The following is a 17,364-nucleotide window of genomic DNA, read 5'->3' as shown; positions in this document are numbered from 1 at the left end:
CTCCGGGTTGGGCCGCTAACGCCGTTTCGCCTCCAGCCCTCCCGAACCTTGTTAGGTAAGGGATTGCGGGCCCCGGTCAAGCAGATCCTGCGTCAGAGGCGATGATCGCGATATCCGCATCGTCGCGGCCGACCAGCGCCAGATCGTCCCGGTGGATGACTGTCGCCCGGCCGGCGTAGCCGAGCACGGCCTCGATCGCGCGGCTCGATTTTCCGGCTATGCGCTGCGCCTCCTCTGCATCGTAGCCGATGAGGCCACGCCCGATCTCACGCCCGGCCTCGTCGCGGATGATCACCGCGTCGCCTCTGCGAAAAGCGCCATCCACGCGCTTCATGCCCGCCGGCAGGAGGCTTGCGCCACCGCGCAGCGCCCGGGCGGCGCCGGCGTCCACATGCACCGTGCCGCGCGGTTCCAGCGTGCCGGCGATCCAGCGCTTGCGGGCGGTGACGGGATTGGACGGAGTGAGGAACCAGGTGCAGCGGGCACCGGTCGCGATCGCCCGCAAGGGGTTCTTCACGCGGCCGTCCGCGATGACCATATGGGCGCCGGCCGCAGTTGCTATCTTTCCGGCCTCGATCTTTGTGCGCATGCCGCCGCGTGAGAATTCCGACGCCGCGCCCCCCGCCATCGCTTCGATGCTAGCCGTGATGGCCTCGACTACCGGGATGGGGCGCGCCGTCGGATCACTCGCCGGGGGCGCCGTGTAGAGCCCGTCGATATCGGACAGGAGGACGAGGAGATCGGCTTCAGCCAGGGTGGCGATGCGGGCCGCCAGCCGATCATTGTCGCCATAGCGGATCTCGCTGGTGGCGACGGTGTCATTCTCGTTGATAACGGGAACGGCACGCATCTCGAGCAGCTTCGCGGTGGTGGCGCGGGCGTTGAGATAGCGGCGCCGCTCTTCGGTGTCGGCCAGCGTCACAAGCACCTGGCCGGCCGTGATGCCGTGGTGGGACAACGCCTCCGCCCAGTTGCGCGCCAGCGCGATCTGGCCGACCGCTGCCGCGGCCTGGCTCTCCTCAAGCTTCAACGCGCCGCCCGGCAGGCCGAGCACCGTGCGGCCGAGCGCGATAGCGCCCGACGATACAACGAGCACATCAGCACCACGGGCATGCAGGTCGGCGATATCCTCGGCAAGCGCCGCGAGCCAGGCATGGCGCAGACGACTACCCTTGCGGGATGTCGCGCTGTCGACCAGGAGCGATGAGCCCACCTTGATGACGACGCGGCGAAAATCAGCGAGAGACGGGGTGGCGATGGTTGTCATGTTCGGACCTCGGCCATCGCAATAGAGCAACCTGCCCGCTCTGCACAATGGTGTCCGTCGGGAATCACGAGGCCCGTCGCATTTCTTGCCGGGCGCGCCCTCATCCTGTCCTTCTCCCCGCCGGGGAGAAGGAACGCTAACGAGGGCTTGTTACACAAGAAGGCCCTGCGGAAGGCTCCCCTAACCTCTCCCTTGAGGGAGAGGTCCGCGCGTAGCGCCGGGTGAGGGGCCGGCTCAGGCCCGCCCGCGTGCGCTCATCGCGGGGGCGACCATCGCCTCGAGCCAGTTGCGCAATTCGCGCGTGCGGAGAGCCGGATCGATGACATCCGCGTCGATACCGAATTTCCAGGCGATATCGGCACGCGTTGGGTCCGCGGCCAGGGCCTCGATGTCGGCGACATAGGCGCGAATGTCAGCCGCATCACGAAACAGGCCCTCGTCGAGCAGGGTCTCGGTCCGGCTCGCAACGATGATGGCGATGTCGGTGATCGTGAATTCCGGATGATACTGCACGCCCCAAAAGGTGCCGCCGGCGTGGCGGATTTCAGCCGCCTGGACTTCGGAAAAGGCGTTGGTCGCCGTCACGGTCATTCCGGCAGGCCGAACGTCAACTTCGTCGGTGTGAATCGCCGGCGCGTCGTAGACTGGACCCTTGCCCGTATGGAGCGGATGGTCGCGGCCGGCCTCGGTCAGGTGGATCTTGCGGGCCAGCCCCATCTCCCGCCCCTTGGGCGAACGGCGGACGCTGCCGCCTGCGGCGGTTGCCGCCACCTGCAGCCCCCAGCAAGAACCAAAGAAGGGCACGCCGGACGCGAACACAGCCCGTGCAAAGTCCACCTGCCGCACAACCTCGGGTTCGGCCGTATAGACATTGAGCGCCGAGCCTGTGATGGCGACGCCGTCATAACCCTCAAGCCCCGCCGCGTCCGGCAGGTTGGCGCCGGCGTCGGCCGGGTAGCAGATGTCAATGACCGCGTTCGGGGCGAGGCCACGCAGCACGTCGGCGTAGGCTTCGCTATAGGTGGCGCCGGCTAACGAAACCCGGCGCCGGCGCGCCTCCGCCGTATTGCCCTCGGCAACAAGTATGCGCGGCCGCATGGTGGACATCCCTCGATCAGACAATTCAGACACTCTCACGAGAACCGATAACGCTTTACATATGGGCAATTCGAAGGCCGAGGAGAATGGCGAATTGCGTATAGCCCTCTCATTCTTCCGGATGCAGGCACCATTCACACGTCCAGGCAGTGCGGCGTCACGACCGGATCGCCCTTCGGGCACCCCAGCCAGCTGTCCCAGCCCAACCGCCGCCCGTTCGTCGCCCCCTGTGCAAGTCGGAAAGCAGGCACGTCGTGGCGTATGAGAATGACGTCGAACGTCAGAGCGAATTCGGATCCGATCGCAAAACGGGCTAACGCGGTGAAATCCCGAGCTTTTGTCCCGCCGCTCACCAGCGCCAGAAAATCCGGGTAGCGCAGCGGGCCCAGACGAACCCGAACACCACCTGCCAGATCGAAGACCCGCGTGCCGGCGATGGTGTCAACGCCAAGACGCGAATGCTGATCGCACCTTGGCCCGAGGCTGCTCTGTTCCGCAGCCGGCAGGTCGACCCACCGGCCATCAAAGGGCTCGATATGGACCGGCCAGCCGGTGATGGCGGACAGCACCGCAGCCACATCCCCAGCCCCACGGCAGGGACGAGCAAGCGTCGCTGTGAAGGGCAGGAGCCATTCGTCGTCCCAACCGAGGCGCCCGCGCAGGCCGGGCAGCCCCAGCCCAATGAGAGCGAGCATCACCTCCGTGATAGTGTCCGGTACAGCTCTTTCCCGTCGGCCGTAGGCAACCGGCAGCCGGTATTTCGCATGCACCTCATAGAGAAGATGCAGCAGCCGATCATTGAATATGTCGAGGAAATCGCGAAGGCCGAGATCCTTGGCGCGCAGGAGGCGCTGAATTGCTTCGGTATGCACGATAGGCAATGCGCCAAGCGCACCCGCCAGCCCCGCCGCCGCGACGGTCAAGACGAGACCGCCATCCGCCGTGCCCTCAAGACGCTCCACCTCAGCGGCCGGAAAGCCGAGCCGCGTGCTGCCCTTCAGGACTACATGGCCGGCACGGCACGCGGGAGGTCTGGCTGCCTCGATGAAGCGCATGACCTCAACGAAGGACATAGCATCGAGCCCGATCCAGCGAAGCGCTTCTACGAGTTCCTGATTCACAGGATGATCCGTTCGCCAGCCCGTGCCGGCCACGTCTTGACGATTTCTCCGCCTTCGCAGGCCAGCGAAAGCCGTGTGAAGGCATTGATCCCGCAGTGGAGTGCAAGAAAGCGCTCGAGGATGGCCGCAAGCAGGAAAGCTTCACCGCTCTCGATACGCGCGGAATCCCATGTCGCCACGAGATCGAGGCCGCGGCACAACGCGCCGTGGCCGCCGGGCGGGCGGGCAATGGCCGGCTTCGCGGCCAGGCCGCGCAAACCGGCGATCGCCGCCCTGCTCTCCGTCGTGGCGCGCAGATCGTGCAGCGTGAGAATCTCCTTGAGCGCCCCTAACGCGTTATCGCCGCCCGACAGCGAAAGATGGTTCAGCGCAAGATGGGATATCAGCCGGCGATGACTGCCTGTGTCGTGATGGCGGCGCAAAACCGGTGACGGCGGTGTCAGACAGGTCACGCTCTCCACGGGAGCGGTGGCTGCCAGGATGAAATGGGGGCGCCCCCCGCCAAAAGGCAACCGTGCCGGCAGGTCGCCGTTGCTGCACAAGCCGGAGACGGTGAGTGTCGACCCGATGAGATCCAGCGGGCGGCGTTCGCCATCAACAAGCGAGAGGACAATCTCGCTCGCCCGGCCCGCAAAATCGTCGCGACGGCTGGCCTGCCAGAAGAGCCCCTGCCTTTCGGTCGCCGAGAACAGCGGCAAGCAGGGCTCGACCTTGCCATCGCGGCGGGTGATCTGCACCTTATCCACGCGATACATCTCGAAGGCCTCCGGACGGCGCGCATCGGGAACGACGCGGTGATCACCCATGCCATGGACGACGCGAACCGGCTCGGCACTGTGAGGAAAAAGGTTGATGACCGGGGCGCAGCCAAGCGCGAAGCTCTCGGCCGATATTTGGCGTTCAAGGGTTGCAGGCCATTGTCTGAGATGCAGTGATATCTCGATGCCCGCCGTGCCCGGCTCCGGCATCTGCCCGGCGAGAGCGGGGGGAAAAGCGATGTCGAGGAACATAAACTTGTCCTGGCAAGCGAAGTACTCGCTGAGAAGCCGATATCCGAGCTGCGACTGCCGCCCATAAGGCATCAGCCCCTCGGCGGCCGTGAGCCCGGCTGGCGTGACGCAATCCGGATCGCAAAGCCGCACGGCCGGCCCTTCAGCGGGGCCCTGACGGTAAGGGCGAAAGCCCACGGCGGCGATCTCCCTATTGAGAAGCGCGTAGAGACGCCGCGCCTCCTGCGGAGCGCCGCGCAGGAAGAGCCTCAGGCTCTGCGGCCACGGCGTCGGCGCGGCTGCACCTGCGAGCGGCGCGAAAATGAGCTTCAGCATACCGCGGGCGCCACGCGCCAGCGGCGTCGCGTCGGCAGACGGCAGGGAGCCAACCAGGTCAGCTGAGACGAGACCGTGCGGCCAAAGTACGACCGGGTAGACCGTCCGAAAACAGCACCGATGTCCATCCACCGGCTCGCTCTCGACCATCTCGCCGGCCGGAATGTGGTATGGCGCGGTCAGGTCCGGCCTTGGCTTGAACTGCAGGATAGCCGTCGAGGGTACAGGTGCCATGAGATGGGGGTAGAGCCGCTCCAGGAGCGGATCGGTCAATTCCGGCAAGTCATCATCGAGCTTCTGCCGAAGCCGCGCCGTGAGGAAGGCGAAGGCTTCCATCAAATGCGCGACGAAAGGGTCGTCGATCTGCTCAGCGTTGAAGCGCAGACGACTGGCAATATCCGGGTGCGCTGCTGCGAAGCGCTGTCCCGCCTGCCGAAGATGCGCGAGTTCGTCGTTATAAGCGCGCAGGAAATCGTTCATTATTCTCCCGCGCTTTCTACGGTGAATCGTCCGGTATCAAGGGTGTAGCGGGTATCGAACAACAGACTTCGCGAGCCCAGCGCCAAACAGACAACGGCACTAATACGCAGGTGGACACAGGTATTCTCTCGATGGTCTTCACCAACGGCCTCAACGCGGACCGACATGAGCTGCGGCAGGATGATGGGCAAGCTTTGCTCAATCTTGCGGCAGAACGCCTCCCGGCCCGACCCGTCGACGCTCGAGGCGGATGGATCCGCGAGGCCGAAACACAAGAGTGAGCGTTGCAACTCCGGCAGACCGGACGGCAGCGGCCCCGCTGGCTGCCGGGTGTTCAATACCACTTCGATGTCGCCGCGCAGCCGATCGCGCAGGCGCATGAAGTCGACGTGGACAACGCCATCGATCGCCAGCCGCTCTCTTAGGGAAGCGGGAAATTGCTCCGCCGCTCCGGATTGACGCGAGGAACTCATGGGATCCGCCCTTTCACGCAGGCCGCGCCTGGTTGTCGACGCGGCCTTCGAATTCCGTGTAAAGGTCGAAACCGACGACAGCCTGTCGCGGCTCGATATGCGGAACGAGATGGATGACGCAGGCGAGCGCTCCCGGACGGCCTGGCACGGCTCGGATCCGCAACTGCGCCTCTCTCAGGGGGTAGCGAGCCTTCTGCGCAGCACTCGCATCGGGATTTCCGATGCAATAGGACTTCAGCCAACCACCCAGGTAATCCTCGAAACGTCCAACGTCCGTGAAACTGCCGATCCTATCGCGTGCGATGACCTTGATGTAGTGTGCAAAACGGCAAAGGCTGAGAATATGCGGCAGCATGCCGGCGATCCTATCTGCCGTGTGTGTCGGCCCACGGGCAGCACCGATGCCGAGTGCGGGACAATCAAAGATGGCGAGCCATGGCCTGTAGGCACAAGGCGTAAGCGCGATGAAGCCGCAATCGGCCAGGCGATGCGCCAGGTGGTCGGACAGGTTGATCTCGACCCCACGCCGTTCGAAGCCGATGCCATCACCGTCGCAGTGGCCGAGCCCGAATGGAGCGTTCGGAAGATCGGCGATCAAACCCCGCCTGTCCTCCTCGCTCCCGGTGCCGGTGAGGTCGCCGAGCCATCCGTGCCGGGCAAATACATCGACCACGCGTGCAGCAAAAGCGTAGATTCCGCTGCCCCAAAGAAAGGCATCATGCCCCCGCGCCAGGCTCTCGCTGTAGGAGAAACCATGGCGCAGGCGACCCTCTTGCCGATAGGGCGCGCGCATGAGCACGCGCGGCACGACCACACCGAGAAAACGCGCCTCATCACTCTTCCGCAACGCCTGCCAGCGTCGATGATCCCCATCCGCCAGCAAGGCCTCGATATCGCTTGTCGCCGACATTTCGCTGAAAGACGATATTCCGAAAAGCGAGGCGGCCGCCGGGACGATAACCGGGGCGAAGGCTGCCGCGCCGACCGCGGCAAGCCCTGCTACCCACCCGAGGTCGTCCCCACGCCCCTCGACGGGAGCCGCATTCGGCACCGGCAGATCAGCCAGCAGCAGGCCATAGGGAAGCCCACCAGGCATGTCGAATTCTTCGGCATGGATCAGGCGGAAAAGCTGCGTCTGATCGACTTCCAGCGCCTGCGCAACATCTTTTGCCAGCTCATCATGCGTTATCGTGAGCATGCGTATGACGATGGAACGATGCCGGAACCCATGACCAACGAGATAGGCGAGCCCGCGCCAAGCCGCTTCGAGCTTCTGGAAACGCGGATGGTGCAGCACCGCGTCAACCTGCGCCCCCATCCTCGCATCGATCCACGCGACAAGACGCCCCAGCTCGCTGAGCAGGCGCGCGCGCTCAATCTCGCCGCGCTCGCTCTTCCGCACTGGCATTTCGCTCATTCAATCCGCGGAATACGCGCTACGAGACGCATGGACGTCGTCAGTTCTTCCATCTGCAGCCATGGACGCAGCCATGCAATGGCGTGATAGGAGCCGGGCTGCCCGGGTATTTCCCGCACGGATACCTTGGCCTCTGCCAGCGGATACTTGGCCTTAACGTCCTGGGTCGCGCCTTCGTTGCCGTTAACGTAGTTCATGATCCAGCGATTGAGCCAAGCCTCACACTCGCTGGCCTCAACAAAAGAGCCAACCTTGTCACGCGCCATGACCTTCAGGAAATGCGCGAAGCGCGACATGGCCATGACATAGGGAAGCCGTGCTGAAATGGCCGCGTTCGCGGTCGCTTCCGGCCGATCATAGACTGTCGGCTTCTGCAGGCTCTGCGCGCCGAAGAACACGGCATAGTCTGTATGTTTGTAGTGGCACAGAGGGAGAAAACCCAGCCGCGAGAGCTCTGCCTCGCGCCGGTCTGTAATGCCGATCTCTGTCGGGCACTGCTGATCGATATCGCCGTCGTCGCTGACAAAGGCGTAGCTCGGCAAGGCCCGAACCTTGCCGCCGCCCTCTGCGCCGCGAATGGCTGTGCACCAGCCGTGGTTGGCGAACGCATCCGTCAGGCGCGTGCCGAGGACATAGGCAGCATTCATCCAGGTGAATTGATCGTGCGACAGAGGCGTCCCCGGCCTGCTCACCTCACGATCGGCCTCATCGAAATCAAACGCGTCGATCGTCCGGCCGTTCTTTCCATACGGCAGCCGGGCCAGTACGCGTGGCATGACGAGGGTCACGAAGCGTGCGTCATCGCTTTCACGGAAGCTTTTCAGCTTTATATATTCGTGGCTCTCGAAGATCTTGGAGAGATCGCGCGGTCGGGAGAGTTCCGTATAATCCGTCAAGCCGAACATAGTCGGCGCCGCTGCTGCGATGAACGGGGCAAAGGATGCAGCTGACACCTGTGCCATACCGCTCAGCGTCTCGACATCGCTGGCGCTCGCCGAGAACTCGTAGTCCCCGATGAGGACCGCATAAGGCTCCCCACCAGGGGTGCCAAACTCATCTTCGTAGATTTTCTTGAATATCACGCTCTGGTCGAATTCTACGGCAGTCGTGAGGGATTTGTGCAACTCAGGCTTGCTGATATTCATCATCCTGATCTTGAGGTTGCTTCCCGTCTCTGAGTTAAAGACGAGGTGATGCAGACCTCGCCAGGATCCTTCCAGCTTCTGAAATGCCGGATGCTGGGTGACGGCTGCCAGCTGCCGCGACAGCTCCCGGTCGATGCGCTCGATCGCGGAACTCAGCGTCCTGACAAGATTGCGATCGTAGGTCACAGTGCCGCGCATCGCCTCGCGCACGAGGGTCCGCGTCAGCTCCGTCGCACGGTCCGGGTCCGTCTGTGGGGTCGCGACAACGATCGACCCCAGGATGCCGCAGTCAGCAGCCTCAGGCGAGAGAACTTCAACCTTTGTTTCTGTCTCGGACATTGAAGCTACTCCTTCCCATCTTCGGGTTTTTCGATGCCGAGCTCTGACGACAGCGCCAGTATTTTTTGCTGGCTCTGCAACACGTCCTCGAGCAGAAGCTCCAGATTCTCGGACCTATCTATTTTTCCCATGAGATCGCGCAGATGATTGCGCGCTTCCAGGAGGCGTCGCAGCGGCTCGATTTGCGCAACAACATTGGCTGGCTCGAAATCCTCCATGGTGCGGAAGGCAAGATCGACCGAAAAGCTGTCCCCTTCCTGCGTGAGAGTATTGTCAACACGCAACGAAAGGGCTGGTGCGACGCGGCCCATGACATCATTGAAATTGTCACGGTCGATCTGCACGAACTTGCGCTCGCGCAAAGGCGGCAGGGAGGCCGCGGCATCGCCGGCATAGTCACCCATGACGCCTACGACGAAAGGAAGTTCCTTCTGAACGACGGCGCCTTCGACCTCGACATCGTATGTAACATGAACACGCGGCTTACGTACGCGCGCCAGCTTCTGATGAATTCCATCCGTCATTCTGAGCTCCTTGCATCGCTTTGCGTGCGCTCTTAATTCCCGCACGCAGTTCGGCCTGGCTATTCGCGGTCGTCATCCATCTGGTTGATACCGGCTGCCATCAGAAACAGGCGGCGCGCGTCCCTGTCTGGGATCAACTCCGGGAGGAGATCCATCAGTGGCAGGCGCGCGCGCCGCACGGCCTCGTCCAGGGTGTACGAGATCGGTGAATGCGGCTCGATCCGGCGCAGATAAGCGGCGATGCGGACGACTTCAGCGATAGCCGCATCGCGGCTCGTGTAGCCGCCTTGCGTACAACCGTCCTGAGATGCTTGCGAGGCTTCCACCGGCAGGTCTTCTTCTTCACCAGTCGCGCCGTCACCGGGGGCAAGTCCAAGATAGCAACACGCCTCTCGGACCTCTTCCAGAACATTCAGGATCTGCCGCAGTGATGGCGCCGCTCCTCCCGCCGCCTCATCCAATGCCGCGCCCGCTGCCTTCACGGCAGCATGGGCGTCGACGACAGATCCGAAGATTTCACTTGCGCTACTCCGAGGCAGGGCGCGCGCCGCCATGGCAACCGTTTCGAGACTGAATCCAGCCTCGGCGATTGCCGCCTCCCGCGCGGACACGGGGCTCAGCCGCTCCATCCGGGCAGCGCGCTCATAGTGCCACAACGCGAAGTCACCCGATGCGTGGGGGACAAGCGCCGCCAGGCGGATGGGTGCGATGAGTGTCCCTTCCATGCCTTCGCCATTTAGCCCGGCGATGCCCGCCAACCTGCGCTGCAGACCATCCTCGTCTGGTTGAGGGTGCAGATCCTCCCAATGCGTCTCGACAAGTCCCGCAATCACACGAAAACCGTCGCGCAGGCCCGCGAACCCGTGCAGTCTCAGCAAAGCCTCGCTTAGCCAGGCTGCAACCTCGAGATCCTTGCTGGCCGTGGCAAGCAGTTGCACCGCCTGCGCTGCGACAATCCGCCAAGCCTGAACTGCCTCTGCCGAACTCGCGCTGGCACTCTCTTCATCATAGGCCGCGCGACGTTCCGCGGCGCGGGCCGCAGCGCGGGCGTCCTTCAACTCGTGGTAGCTCACCGATGCAGTGCTGTCACCGCGTGTATCGAATCCGGCCGGCTGTTCGCCGGCAAAGGGTGCCACGATCGTGTTGATATCCACGATGCCGACCGTCATCCGGCATACTCCGGTGAAAGCGCGCGCATGTCACGGCCATCGCCACCACGCGCGATATCAAGCGCCTCAGCCACGGCGAGCCGATAATGCGCCTCGACCTCGTTACCGCAGCGGCCGAGAGCGGCCAGCAGAACCGCAGCCCCCACCGCTGTCGGCGCCAATCGCGCATCCGGCGGAATCTCCGGCTGATCGGGCGGTGCCAGGTTGCCTGTCCAGTAAGCGGCGAGCGCTGCATAGCCGGCCGGGCCGTCATAGGCCATGGCCTCCGCGGCGGCGAGACAAGCGCGTCGCGCCTCCTCAGCGGGCGCCCACACCCATGCCTCCGCCGCGGCTATCGCGGCTCGTTCCGCCCCCTCACTCCTCAGCCCACCCGACGCGGCGCGACGTGCAGAGAGGCAGGCCCACCACACACCTTCTCGCATTGGCAGGGCGAAGGCGAGAAACCGGATAGCATCGGACCAAAGACCGGCGTCGACCAGCTGCGCAATATAGGCCCGCGGTGCGGCGGCCGCTTCCAGAGCGGGCGAGACGGCCGGAGCCGCGAGGCCCGCATTTGCGATACAAGACACCGTCGATATGTCGGCAATCTTAAACAAATTGTCGAAGTTCACAGACCAGCCTACGCTCAATATCAATAGAACCTATCGTATAAACGGCAAGTCTAGTTTATACGAACGACCCCGCCGCTGACGACGACGGAGGATTGTCCTTTTACGTTTGTCACGGCGCCGTCAATATCGATCTTAGTTTTTCCGTGGATCGTAACCGCGTTGGCTTTGATCGTCACGCCGGTTGGTGACATCTCGATGCAACTGTCGCCACAAGACAAGATAATAGATGTCGCCGCCTTCAGCGTGTATTTCCCCTCCGCCAGCGATACATTCCTGTCTCCCTTGGATATAATAACGCTTTCGCTTCCGTTTTTGATCGTCAGCTTCCGATCGTTGTCGACGCTAATCGACTGATCATGTCCAATCGTGACGACCTCGTCGCGGCCGGTCTCCCGTCGAGTGTCGCGCTCCGCGCGAAGCAACACCTCCTCACAGCCCTTCTTATCGTCGAACCGCAGGATGTTGGCATTGGCCATCTGGCCGCCTGGAACGGTCCGCGTCGCGATACCGGACTGCGTCTTTCCCGCCGGCAAATCCCACGGCGGATGATTGTCACCGTTATAAAGCGCTCCAATCACGAGCGGTCTATCCGGATCGCCTTCGAGGAACTGAACGACGACTTCCTGGCCTACTCTCGGAATAAAAATGGAGCCCCACCGATTACCGGCTACAGACTGCATCACGCGAACCCAGCATGAGCTATGCTCGTCCTTCTTTCCATCGCGATCCCAATGGAACTGAATCTTGATGCGGCCATGCTCATCGCAAACGATATCCTCACCGGCCTGCCCGACAACAATAGCTGTCTGCAATCCCGGCATGCGCCGCGGTTCCCGCAGCTGCGGCCGGAAACGCATATCAGCCGGTACGGCGATAAAGCTGTTGCGATAGAACGTTTCCCCGCCATCGGGGGACCCAGCCCCGGCGGCCGCCTCGTGTCTGACCTCTGCCACAACCCAGGCTTTGCCACATTCGGCGCTCACCGGATGCTTGGCTAGCTTACAGCGTATGCCGGGCGCGAGGCGAGCATGGAGGCTTTCGCCACGCGCGCTCTGAAACTTGGCCTCGTCACGCTCCATACCGCGACGGGCGGCGACTGCCGCGGCGCCGTCACGCAGGGGGAGGCCGCGATAGTCATACCACTCGATCGCCGCCATTGGCTCAATCGTCTGATGTGCAGTTGCTGTCTCGCGAACCGTTCCGGCAGGCTTCAACTCATCAAAACCGCCAATCGTATGGCGCCCCGCATGGGCGACAAACCCGGAGCCCCATGCGCTCAAACCGCCGCCTACAGGCGCATTGGCGCTGAAATGCAAATCGCCATCTGGATGATCCATGAAAGCGGCCTCGTCGTCCCCGATGACCATGACGTGGCGACCGCGCTCATGCCGAAAATAATAGAACAAGCCCTCTTCAGCGAGAAGCCGCTCCACGAAATCGAAGGTTGTCTCTCCGTACTGGACAATATAGTCGCGCCTGCCACTGCTTGCGGATGACACATATTCAACGTCCTGACCGTGATCCTGATGGAGAATACGTTTTAAGATATCGGCAACCGTCATATCCTGGAAGACACGATTGTCCCGCGCTTGTCTCAGGAAAACAAAGCGCGGCACGATGGCGAGTGTGATCAGGCGTTGACCACGACCGACGAGATTGCCGAGCCAGAAATCCTGTACAACTCCAGAGAACATACGCTTCTGGCCAGTCGGGTTAGCGACAAACACCGTTACCACCCGCCCGAGCAGGGCACCAGGCTCGATAAAACTTCTGGATGACAGCGCCTCGATCCGCAGATCGAAAGGGCGCGACAGCCCCTCCTCGCATCTGAGGGTGCAGGGCTTGAGACAGCCCTCCTCCAGCGGCCCCTCGATGTGCATCCATGGTTCTGTCGCGCTCATCACCTGACGCTGTCAAGCCGCCGCGGCGACATCAAAAGATCCGACGATATTGGTTCCAGGCTTATTGTCGGCACCTCGCGTGATATATTTATATTCCATCTTCGTGAAGGAGATGGAGAAATTCTCTTCGTCTTCGCTATCACCACGCCCCGTAAAAGAATAAGAGGAAAGCATGGCGTTCTCCAACTCTATGCGGAGATAGGTTGAATTCCCCGACGATATGAAGATCAATTCGACCTTGAACGCGTCCTTTATCTTGGACGCATGCTCGAACAACGTCGGAGAGCTTCCATCGACCTTACGACGAATATGGACCTCGCTGATGGTCGCCTCGCCGGCCTCACGATTGGCCGAGTTCCCGACCTTCTGGCCGATATACCGCCCAACCCCCCATTCCACACTTGTAAGCTCGAGAGCCCCCTTAAACTCGGGGTTCGTCACAGATCCTTTTATCTTATCGTGCTTGAGATATATCGACATACACTCAATCCCTCAACAGAATTCGATACCGGAATCGAGAATATGACGCCGCATCGGGAAATGCACCCCCCGAAACCCTGCTACAATACATTAAGCGCAAAGCGCAACTCTTCGTTGATATACAGGATATTCAAGCATGTTATAGCGATATATAGTTGTGACGTGCCGATTGGGAGGCGCGTCTCGCGCCGCCATCCTCATTGCGCTGCTTCCCGCCATCTTACCAGCAACACATGACTATCATAGCACACCGTGGAACGGCGATGGATTCGCAAACGCCAGGGCTGACGCTTGATATCCTTGAGAATGCAACATCCCATATCGGTGATATATTTATGCAGTACAGATTCCGGATCGTGTGCTGATGCATCATTTTCCATGCGCCCGCCGATCCACTTGCTCATCGGCGTCGCAGCCTCTCCCCAATCGTAGGGAATGCTGAGGACAGCCAAGCCATCCTCTGTCATCATTTCACACATTGATCTGAGGGCTTGAGCGGGATCTGCAACGCAGTCCAGCAGATTGAGCGCGGCCAAACACCCGAAGGACGCAGGCAGAAACGGGGGGTGATGCGCGTCCGCAACCCAAAAATCAACGTTCTCACGGCGCGGGAGTGGCGCGGCGATCGCCTGAATACTGAAGCGGTTACCAATATCCCGCAACGGATATGTGATCTTGCCCCCCCTCAGTGCTTGCTGGGCAAGGCGTAGCAATGGGATGCTGATGTCCAGCCCCAGCACGAGCGCGTCCGTACGCTGGGCCAGCGCGAAGGTTGCACGGCCACAGGCGCAACCAACATCGACGACAGGTCCCTGCGGCAGACTGGGCATTCCATCGAGACCGGCCGAAAGACAGGCAAGCACGCCACCCGGCTGCGGATTGCCGGCGCTGGCCGCCGCATCAGGACCGGCGCCGTAATGATCCCAGCCATAAGTCGAGAGGTGGCGCTGCATGGTCGGAAACCAGCTGGATTGGGCGAACGCCTCGCCGAACCAATCCTGCAGCGCAGCGGGCCAGTCCTGGGGGAGAAGGGCGTAGACGAGCTGTTCCGACAAGAACGTTGCCGGATCTTTCACCAAAATCGGCAAGCCCTCGATGATTGGATAACCGCCACCACACTCCGGACAACGCAAGACCCCCGACTGAACATCTTGATCTATGCTGGCGCTGCCCGGCAACAGTCGCAACGGCGCGGGCGGGGATGTGGCTATATCCTCACGCCACCGCGCCAAACAGCCGGGACACCGCGGAGACAGGGCTTCATAATGAACCAGGCGCATTGCTAACCGCCGATCAGCACCGTCGGACATCCCGGCGACTGAATACGCCCTGTTGGCGCCGGAATGGGCGCGACGCAGGCCGCATGCAGGGTCTCATCGCCCACGCGCGCGGCGGGCAATCCGCCAATGAATACGGTCGATGACGCGCCGGAAACTACTCCCGGGCCTCCTGGCAGGCAACCGGCCATCACACAAGGCGCGGAAACATCGCCAAGACGCGCTGCGGGAAGACCGCCAATGAGCACTGTCGGCTCACCTTTTAGCAAGGCCAGCGGCATAGCCGGATGGGCGCAAGGCGCTGGCACCGGCGCCGCAGGGTGGATCGGGGCGTGGCAATGCGGCGATGTCTGCCTTACCAAGTCACCCATTCTAGCCGCAGCCGGCATCCAGATCCTCCACTTGCTCCGCATTGGACACCGGCACGATATACGCGCGTATTGCAATGCACGCTCTGCTGAAATTAATGCGTTTGACGTCTTATCTTTAAATACGGAATTTAATACTTTGGAGGAAAGGTTTCGACGATTGATTTACGCGGTGCGCAGAATGAGAGACGAAAAACACGCATCGTCGCATTCGCAGCATTTAAGATAGAGCCCGCCATGCAGCCGTTCCGGATGCCGGACACACGTTCCTGGGAAGATTAGCGATATGGACCAGCCGCATGCGTGCCGATGGTGCTGCATATTTTGCGCACGATCCTCGCGCGTGAGATTTCGTGAAGCGCGACGGTGGCGCGGGACAGGCACGACTGCATGGCGAGGCAATGCTCAAGGCAAAGGGCCTTTTTTAAGACTATCCGACGGATACATTGGCAGCTTAACACGGCGATATACGCTTGGGTGCATCATGACATGCCTCTCCTCCATTGCGCTGGGCGGCTGCGCCTCGAATGCGCCATCACGCGCGGCGATGTTGGACGCGACGATCGTTGCCGGGCCAACAGTAAATCCCGATGACGATGGCCGGGCCTCGCCCGTTGTTGTCGAGATATTCGAGCTCTCGTCTCTGACGCCCTTTCAAGACGCCAACTTCGACAGCTTATATACCAAAGGGAAACAAACACTTGGTGATAGTTTGCTAGCTACACATTCGACGGTCGTATCACCGGGTGCCCGTAAGGCCGTCTCGGGCAAGCTGGCCGCGCAGACGAGCGCGCTTGGCGTCATCGCCGGTTTTGCGCATTTCGACAGGTTGCAATGGCGCAGCAGTTTTCAAACTCAGCCGGGTAAGGATGCCAAAGTGGCGATCGCCATTGACGGCTCCGGCATCGTGGTTCAGCCCGCGCGCTAACGTTGCCGCGGGCGGTTGGCTCTCAGCTCAGCAGGGGCTCGCCTATCGGCTTTTCCTAATGCGCGAGTAATTCTTTTGAGGCAATCCCATTAAATGTCTGAGTATAGCAAGGTTTCATGGTCGGAAGGGATGTTTATCCGGCCACAACATTTCCAGCAGGAGACGCGCTATCTAGAACAACTCATTCGTCGTCGCTGTCATGTCCTGCGGCCTTATGGGTGGGGCGTGACGCATATCGATATTGATCGCGAGCTGCTGGCGACGCGCCATTTCGGCCTGCGCCAATGTGCAGGTGTCTTCGAGGATGGAACGGCCTTTTCCCTTCAGGATGGCGATGGACGGCTCGCACCTCTGCCGCTGACACCATCCGCGAATGGAGCCTTCGTCTATCTCACGCTGCCGCCGCGCAGCTCGGGCTCGATCGAAATTACCGCTTCGGAGGAGGAGGTCCCGTCCGCCCGGTGCCGGACCGTCTCGATCTCCGCACTGGATACGCATAGCCTGCACGGTGGCACAGCGGAGATCGATATTGGCAAGCTGCGCCTGCGCTACGCCCTCGGCACGCCTGCAGCGCCGCCTTCCGACCTTTCGCTGCCGGTGGCGCGCATAGCCAGCGTCGACGCCGCGACTGGTGTGCAGCTTGACGATCTGCACAGCCCCCCAGCGCTCGTGATCGCCGCGTCGCCGCCCGTTTCGGGTCTGCTTATCGAGGCTGAGGGGCTCCTCAGCCAGAGTGCCGAAGGGCTTACTGGCCGTCTGCGGTCAGGACTGGACACAACCGGGCCTGCCGAACTCCTGTTGCTCCAGAGCATCAATCGGCATCGGCTGCAGCTGCAGCACATCAACCAGCATGGCCTCCACCATCCAGAGACGGTCTTTCAGCTTCTGCTCGGGCTTGTCGGCGAGCTGGCGGCAATCGTCACGCCAGCAGCACCGATGGCCGACAGCTATCGCTACAGCCATGACGATCCCGCACGCAGCTTCCTGCCGCTCCTCGCCGCAATTCGCCTTTATCTCGGAGGGGTTCCGGATCGTGGTGCTGTCCTTATCCCGCTCGTCGACGCGGGAGATGGAATTCGTATCGTAGCAACTGATGATCACAGCTTGCATCACCCAAGATTATTCGCGGACGCAGCCATAGTCGTGGCGGCGCGGGCGGATATCGAGGCAGAAACACTTATCCAAAGGCTCCCGGCACAGCTCAAGATCGGCTCTGGGGATCAGATCCAGCATCTCGCGAATGCCGCGCTTCCGGGCATGAAGCTGCGGCCGTTGCCGGTCGCGCCGCGGCAGATCCCCTTCAGTCCCGGCAACTGCTATTTCGAATGTGACCGCACTGGCCCGCTATGGAAGCAGGTCGAAGCGACAGAGAGCCTTGCCCTCCATGTGACGGGGGAGTTCCCGGGTCTCACCCTTGAGGTATGGGCCTTGCGGGGCTAGG

16 protein-coding genes are annotated in these 17,364 nt (G+C 61.9%); 2 read left to right on the top strand and 14 right to left on the bottom strand.

Annotated features, from left to right (window positions below; translation table 11 throughout):
* Positions 1 to 76: 76 nt before the first annotated feature.
* The 14 genes from proB to KIO76_RS08450 form a co-directional block, all read right to left on the bottom strand.
* A complete protein-coding gene (gene proB / locus KIO76_RS08515; RefSeq protein WP_213322624.1) occupies positions 77 to 1,267 on the bottom strand; it encodes a glutamate 5-kinase in 1,191 nt (396 codons plus the stop codon).
* Between the two features lie 234 nt (positions 1,268 to 1,501).
* Complete coding sequence (locus KIO76_RS08510; protein ID WP_349629370.1) at positions 1,502 to 2,365, bottom strand: type 1 glutamine amidotransferase; 864 nt, start codon at positions 2,363 to 2,365, stop codon at positions 1,502 to 1,504.
* A 134-nt stretch (positions 2,366 to 2,499) separates the two neighbouring features.
* On the bottom strand, positions 2,500 to 3,486 hold the full coding sequence (tssG, locus tag KIO76_RS08505) for a type VI secretion system baseplate subunit TssG (protein WP_213322622.1): 987 nt from the start codon (positions 3,484 to 3,486) through the stop codon (positions 2,500 to 2,502).
* Positions 3,483 to 5,291, bottom strand: coding sequence for a type VI secretion system baseplate subunit TssF (gene tssF, locus KIO76_RS08500; protein ID WP_213322621.1), 1,809 nt, complete (start codon positions 5,289 to 5,291; stop codon positions 3,483 to 3,485). Before tssF ends, tssG begins: the two co-directional genes overlap by 4 nt.
* Positions 5,291 to 5,764: a GPW/gp25 family protein gene (locus KIO76_RS08495; RefSeq protein ID WP_213322620.1), complete on the bottom strand. Its 474-nt coding sequence runs from the start codon at positions 5,762 to 5,764 to the stop codon at positions 5,291 to 5,293. Before KIO76_RS08495 ends, tssF begins: the two co-directional genes overlap by 1 nt.
* 13 nt (positions 5,765 to 5,777) lie before the next feature.
* Positions 5,778 to 7,181, bottom strand: a complete 1,404-nt coding sequence (gene tssC / locus KIO76_RS08490) for a type VI secretion system contractile sheath large subunit (RefSeq protein ID WP_213322619.1) — start codon at positions 7,179 to 7,181, stop codon at positions 5,778 to 5,780.
* The gene (tssC, locus tag KIO76_RS08485) at positions 7,178 to 8,665 is read right to left on the bottom strand and encodes a type VI secretion system contractile sheath large subunit (RefSeq protein WP_213322616.1); all 1,488 of its coding nucleotides are present in this window, start codon (positions 8,663 to 8,665) and stop codon (positions 7,178 to 7,180) included. The genes tssC (KIO76_RS08490) and tssC (KIO76_RS08485) overlap by 4 nt, the downstream gene beginning before the upstream one ends.
* A gap of 5 nt (positions 8,666 to 8,670) precedes the next feature.
* Entirely contained in the window at positions 8,671 to 9,189 is a 519-nt protein-coding gene (gene tssB, locus KIO76_RS08480) for a type VI secretion system contractile sheath small subunit (protein ID WP_213322614.1), read from the bottom strand.
* A 59-nt stretch (positions 9,190 to 9,248) separates the two neighbouring features.
* Positions 9,249 to 10,358: a type VI secretion system protein TssA gene (tssA, locus tag KIO76_RS08475; RefSeq protein ID WP_213322612.1), complete on the bottom strand. Its 1,110-nt coding sequence runs from the start codon at positions 10,356 to 10,358 to the stop codon at positions 9,249 to 9,251.
* Positions 10,355 to 10,927, bottom strand: coding sequence for a DUF6931 family protein (locus KIO76_RS08470; RefSeq protein WP_213322610.1), 573 nt, complete (start codon positions 10,925 to 10,927; stop codon positions 10,355 to 10,357). Before KIO76_RS08470 ends, tssA begins: the two co-directional genes overlap by 4 nt.
* 92 nt (positions 10,928 to 11,019) lie before the next feature.
* The gene (locus KIO76_RS08465) at positions 11,020 to 12,870 is read right to left on the bottom strand and encodes a type VI secretion system Vgr family protein (protein WP_213322608.1); all 1,851 of its coding nucleotides are present in this window, start codon (positions 12,868 to 12,870) and stop codon (positions 11,020 to 11,022) included.
* A 12-nt stretch (positions 12,871 to 12,882) separates the two neighbouring features.
* Positions 12,883 to 13,350 carry an Hcp family type VI secretion system effector gene (locus KIO76_RS08460; RefSeq protein ID WP_213322606.1) on the bottom strand — a complete coding sequence of 156 codons (468 nt, stop codon included), beginning with the start codon at positions 13,348 to 13,350 and terminating at the stop codon, positions 12,883 to 12,885.
* A gap of 197 nt (positions 13,351 to 13,547) precedes the next feature.
* Positions 13,548 to 14,438 carry a methyltransferase domain-containing protein gene (locus KIO76_RS08455; protein ID WP_213322604.1) on the bottom strand — a complete coding sequence of 297 codons (891 nt, stop codon included), beginning with the start codon at positions 14,436 to 14,438 and terminating at the stop codon, positions 13,548 to 13,550.
* Positions 14,439 to 14,632: 194 nt separating this feature from the next.
* Positions 14,633 to 14,908, bottom strand: coding sequence for a PAAR domain-containing protein (locus KIO76_RS08450; RefSeq protein ID WP_349629406.1), 276 nt, complete (start codon positions 14,906 to 14,908; stop codon positions 14,633 to 14,635).
* 571 nt (positions 14,909 to 15,479) lie between these two features.
* On the opposite strand from KIO76_RS08450, the gene tssJ reads away from it, so the two are divergent.
* Both tssJ and tssK read left to right on the top strand, forming a co-directional pair.
* Entirely contained in the window at positions 15,480 to 15,923 is a 444-nt protein-coding gene (tssJ, locus tag KIO76_RS08445) for a type VI secretion system lipoprotein TssJ (protein WP_213322602.1), read from the top strand.
* Between the two features lie 93 nt (positions 15,924 to 16,016).
* Entirely contained in the window at positions 16,017 to 17,363 is a 1,347-nt protein-coding gene (tssK, locus tag KIO76_RS08440; RefSeq protein WP_213322599.1) for a type VI secretion system baseplate subunit TssK, read from the top strand.
* Position 17,364 lies beyond the last annotated feature (1 nt).

The sequence above is a fragment of the Chelatococcus sp. YT9 genome (assembly GCF_018398315.1).
GTDB lineage: Bacteria > Pseudomonadota > Alphaproteobacteria > Rhizobiales > Beijerinckiaceae > Chelatococcus.
Note: the sequence above shows the minus strand (reverse complement) of the source record. Positions and strands in the feature narration are given on the sequence as shown.

Excerpts from the sequence above, each read along its gene's own strand:
- proB (WP_213322624.1), bottom strand. The coding sequence starts at position 1,267 with ATGACAACCATCGCCACCCCGTCTCTCGCTGATTTTCGCCGCGTCGTC.
- KIO76_RS08510 (WP_349629370.1), bottom strand. The coding sequence starts at position 2,365 with ATGCGGCCGCGCATACTTGTTGCCGAGGGCAATACGGCGGAGGCGCGC.
- tssF (WP_213322621.1), bottom strand. The coding sequence starts at position 5,291 with ATGAACGATTTCCTGCGCGCTTATAACGACGAACTCGCGCATCTTCGG.
- KIO76_RS08495 (WP_213322620.1), bottom strand. The coding sequence starts at position 5,764 with ATGAGTTCCTCGCGTCAATCCGGAGCGGCGGAGCAATTTCCCGCTTCC.
- tssC (WP_213322619.1), bottom strand. The coding sequence starts at position 7,181 with ATGAGCGAAATGCCAGTGCGGAAGAGCGAGCGCGGCGAGATTGAGCGC.
- tssC (WP_213322616.1), bottom strand. The coding sequence starts at position 8,665 with ATGTCCGAGACAGAAACAAAGGTTGAAGTTCTCTCGCCTGAGGCTGCT.
- tssB (WP_213322614.1), bottom strand. The coding sequence starts at position 9,189 with ATGACGGATGGAATTCATCAGAAGCTGGCGCGCGTACGTAAGCCGCGT.
- tssA (WP_213322612.1), bottom strand. The coding sequence starts at position 10,358 with ATGACGGTCGGCATCGTGGATATCAACACGATCGTGGCACCCTTTGCC.
- KIO76_RS08465 (WP_213322608.1), bottom strand. The coding sequence starts at position 12,870 with ATGAGCGCGACAGAACCATGGATGCACATCGAGGGGCCGCTGGAGGAG.
- KIO76_RS08460 (WP_213322606.1), bottom strand. The coding sequence starts at position 13,350 with ATGTCGATATATCTCAAGCACGATAAGATAAAAGGATCTGTGACGAAC.
- KIO76_RS08450 (WP_349629406.1), bottom strand. The coding sequence starts at position 14,908 with ATGCCGCTGGCCTTGCTAAAAGGTGAGCCGACAGTGCTCATTGGCGGT.
- tssJ (WP_213322602.1), top strand. The coding sequence starts at position 15,480 with ATGACATGCCTCTCCTCCATTGCGCTGGGCGGCTGCGCCTCGAATGCG.
- tssK (WP_213322599.1), top strand. The coding sequence starts at position 16,017 with ATGTCTGAGTATAGCAAGGTTTCATGGTCGGAAGGGATGTTTATCCGG.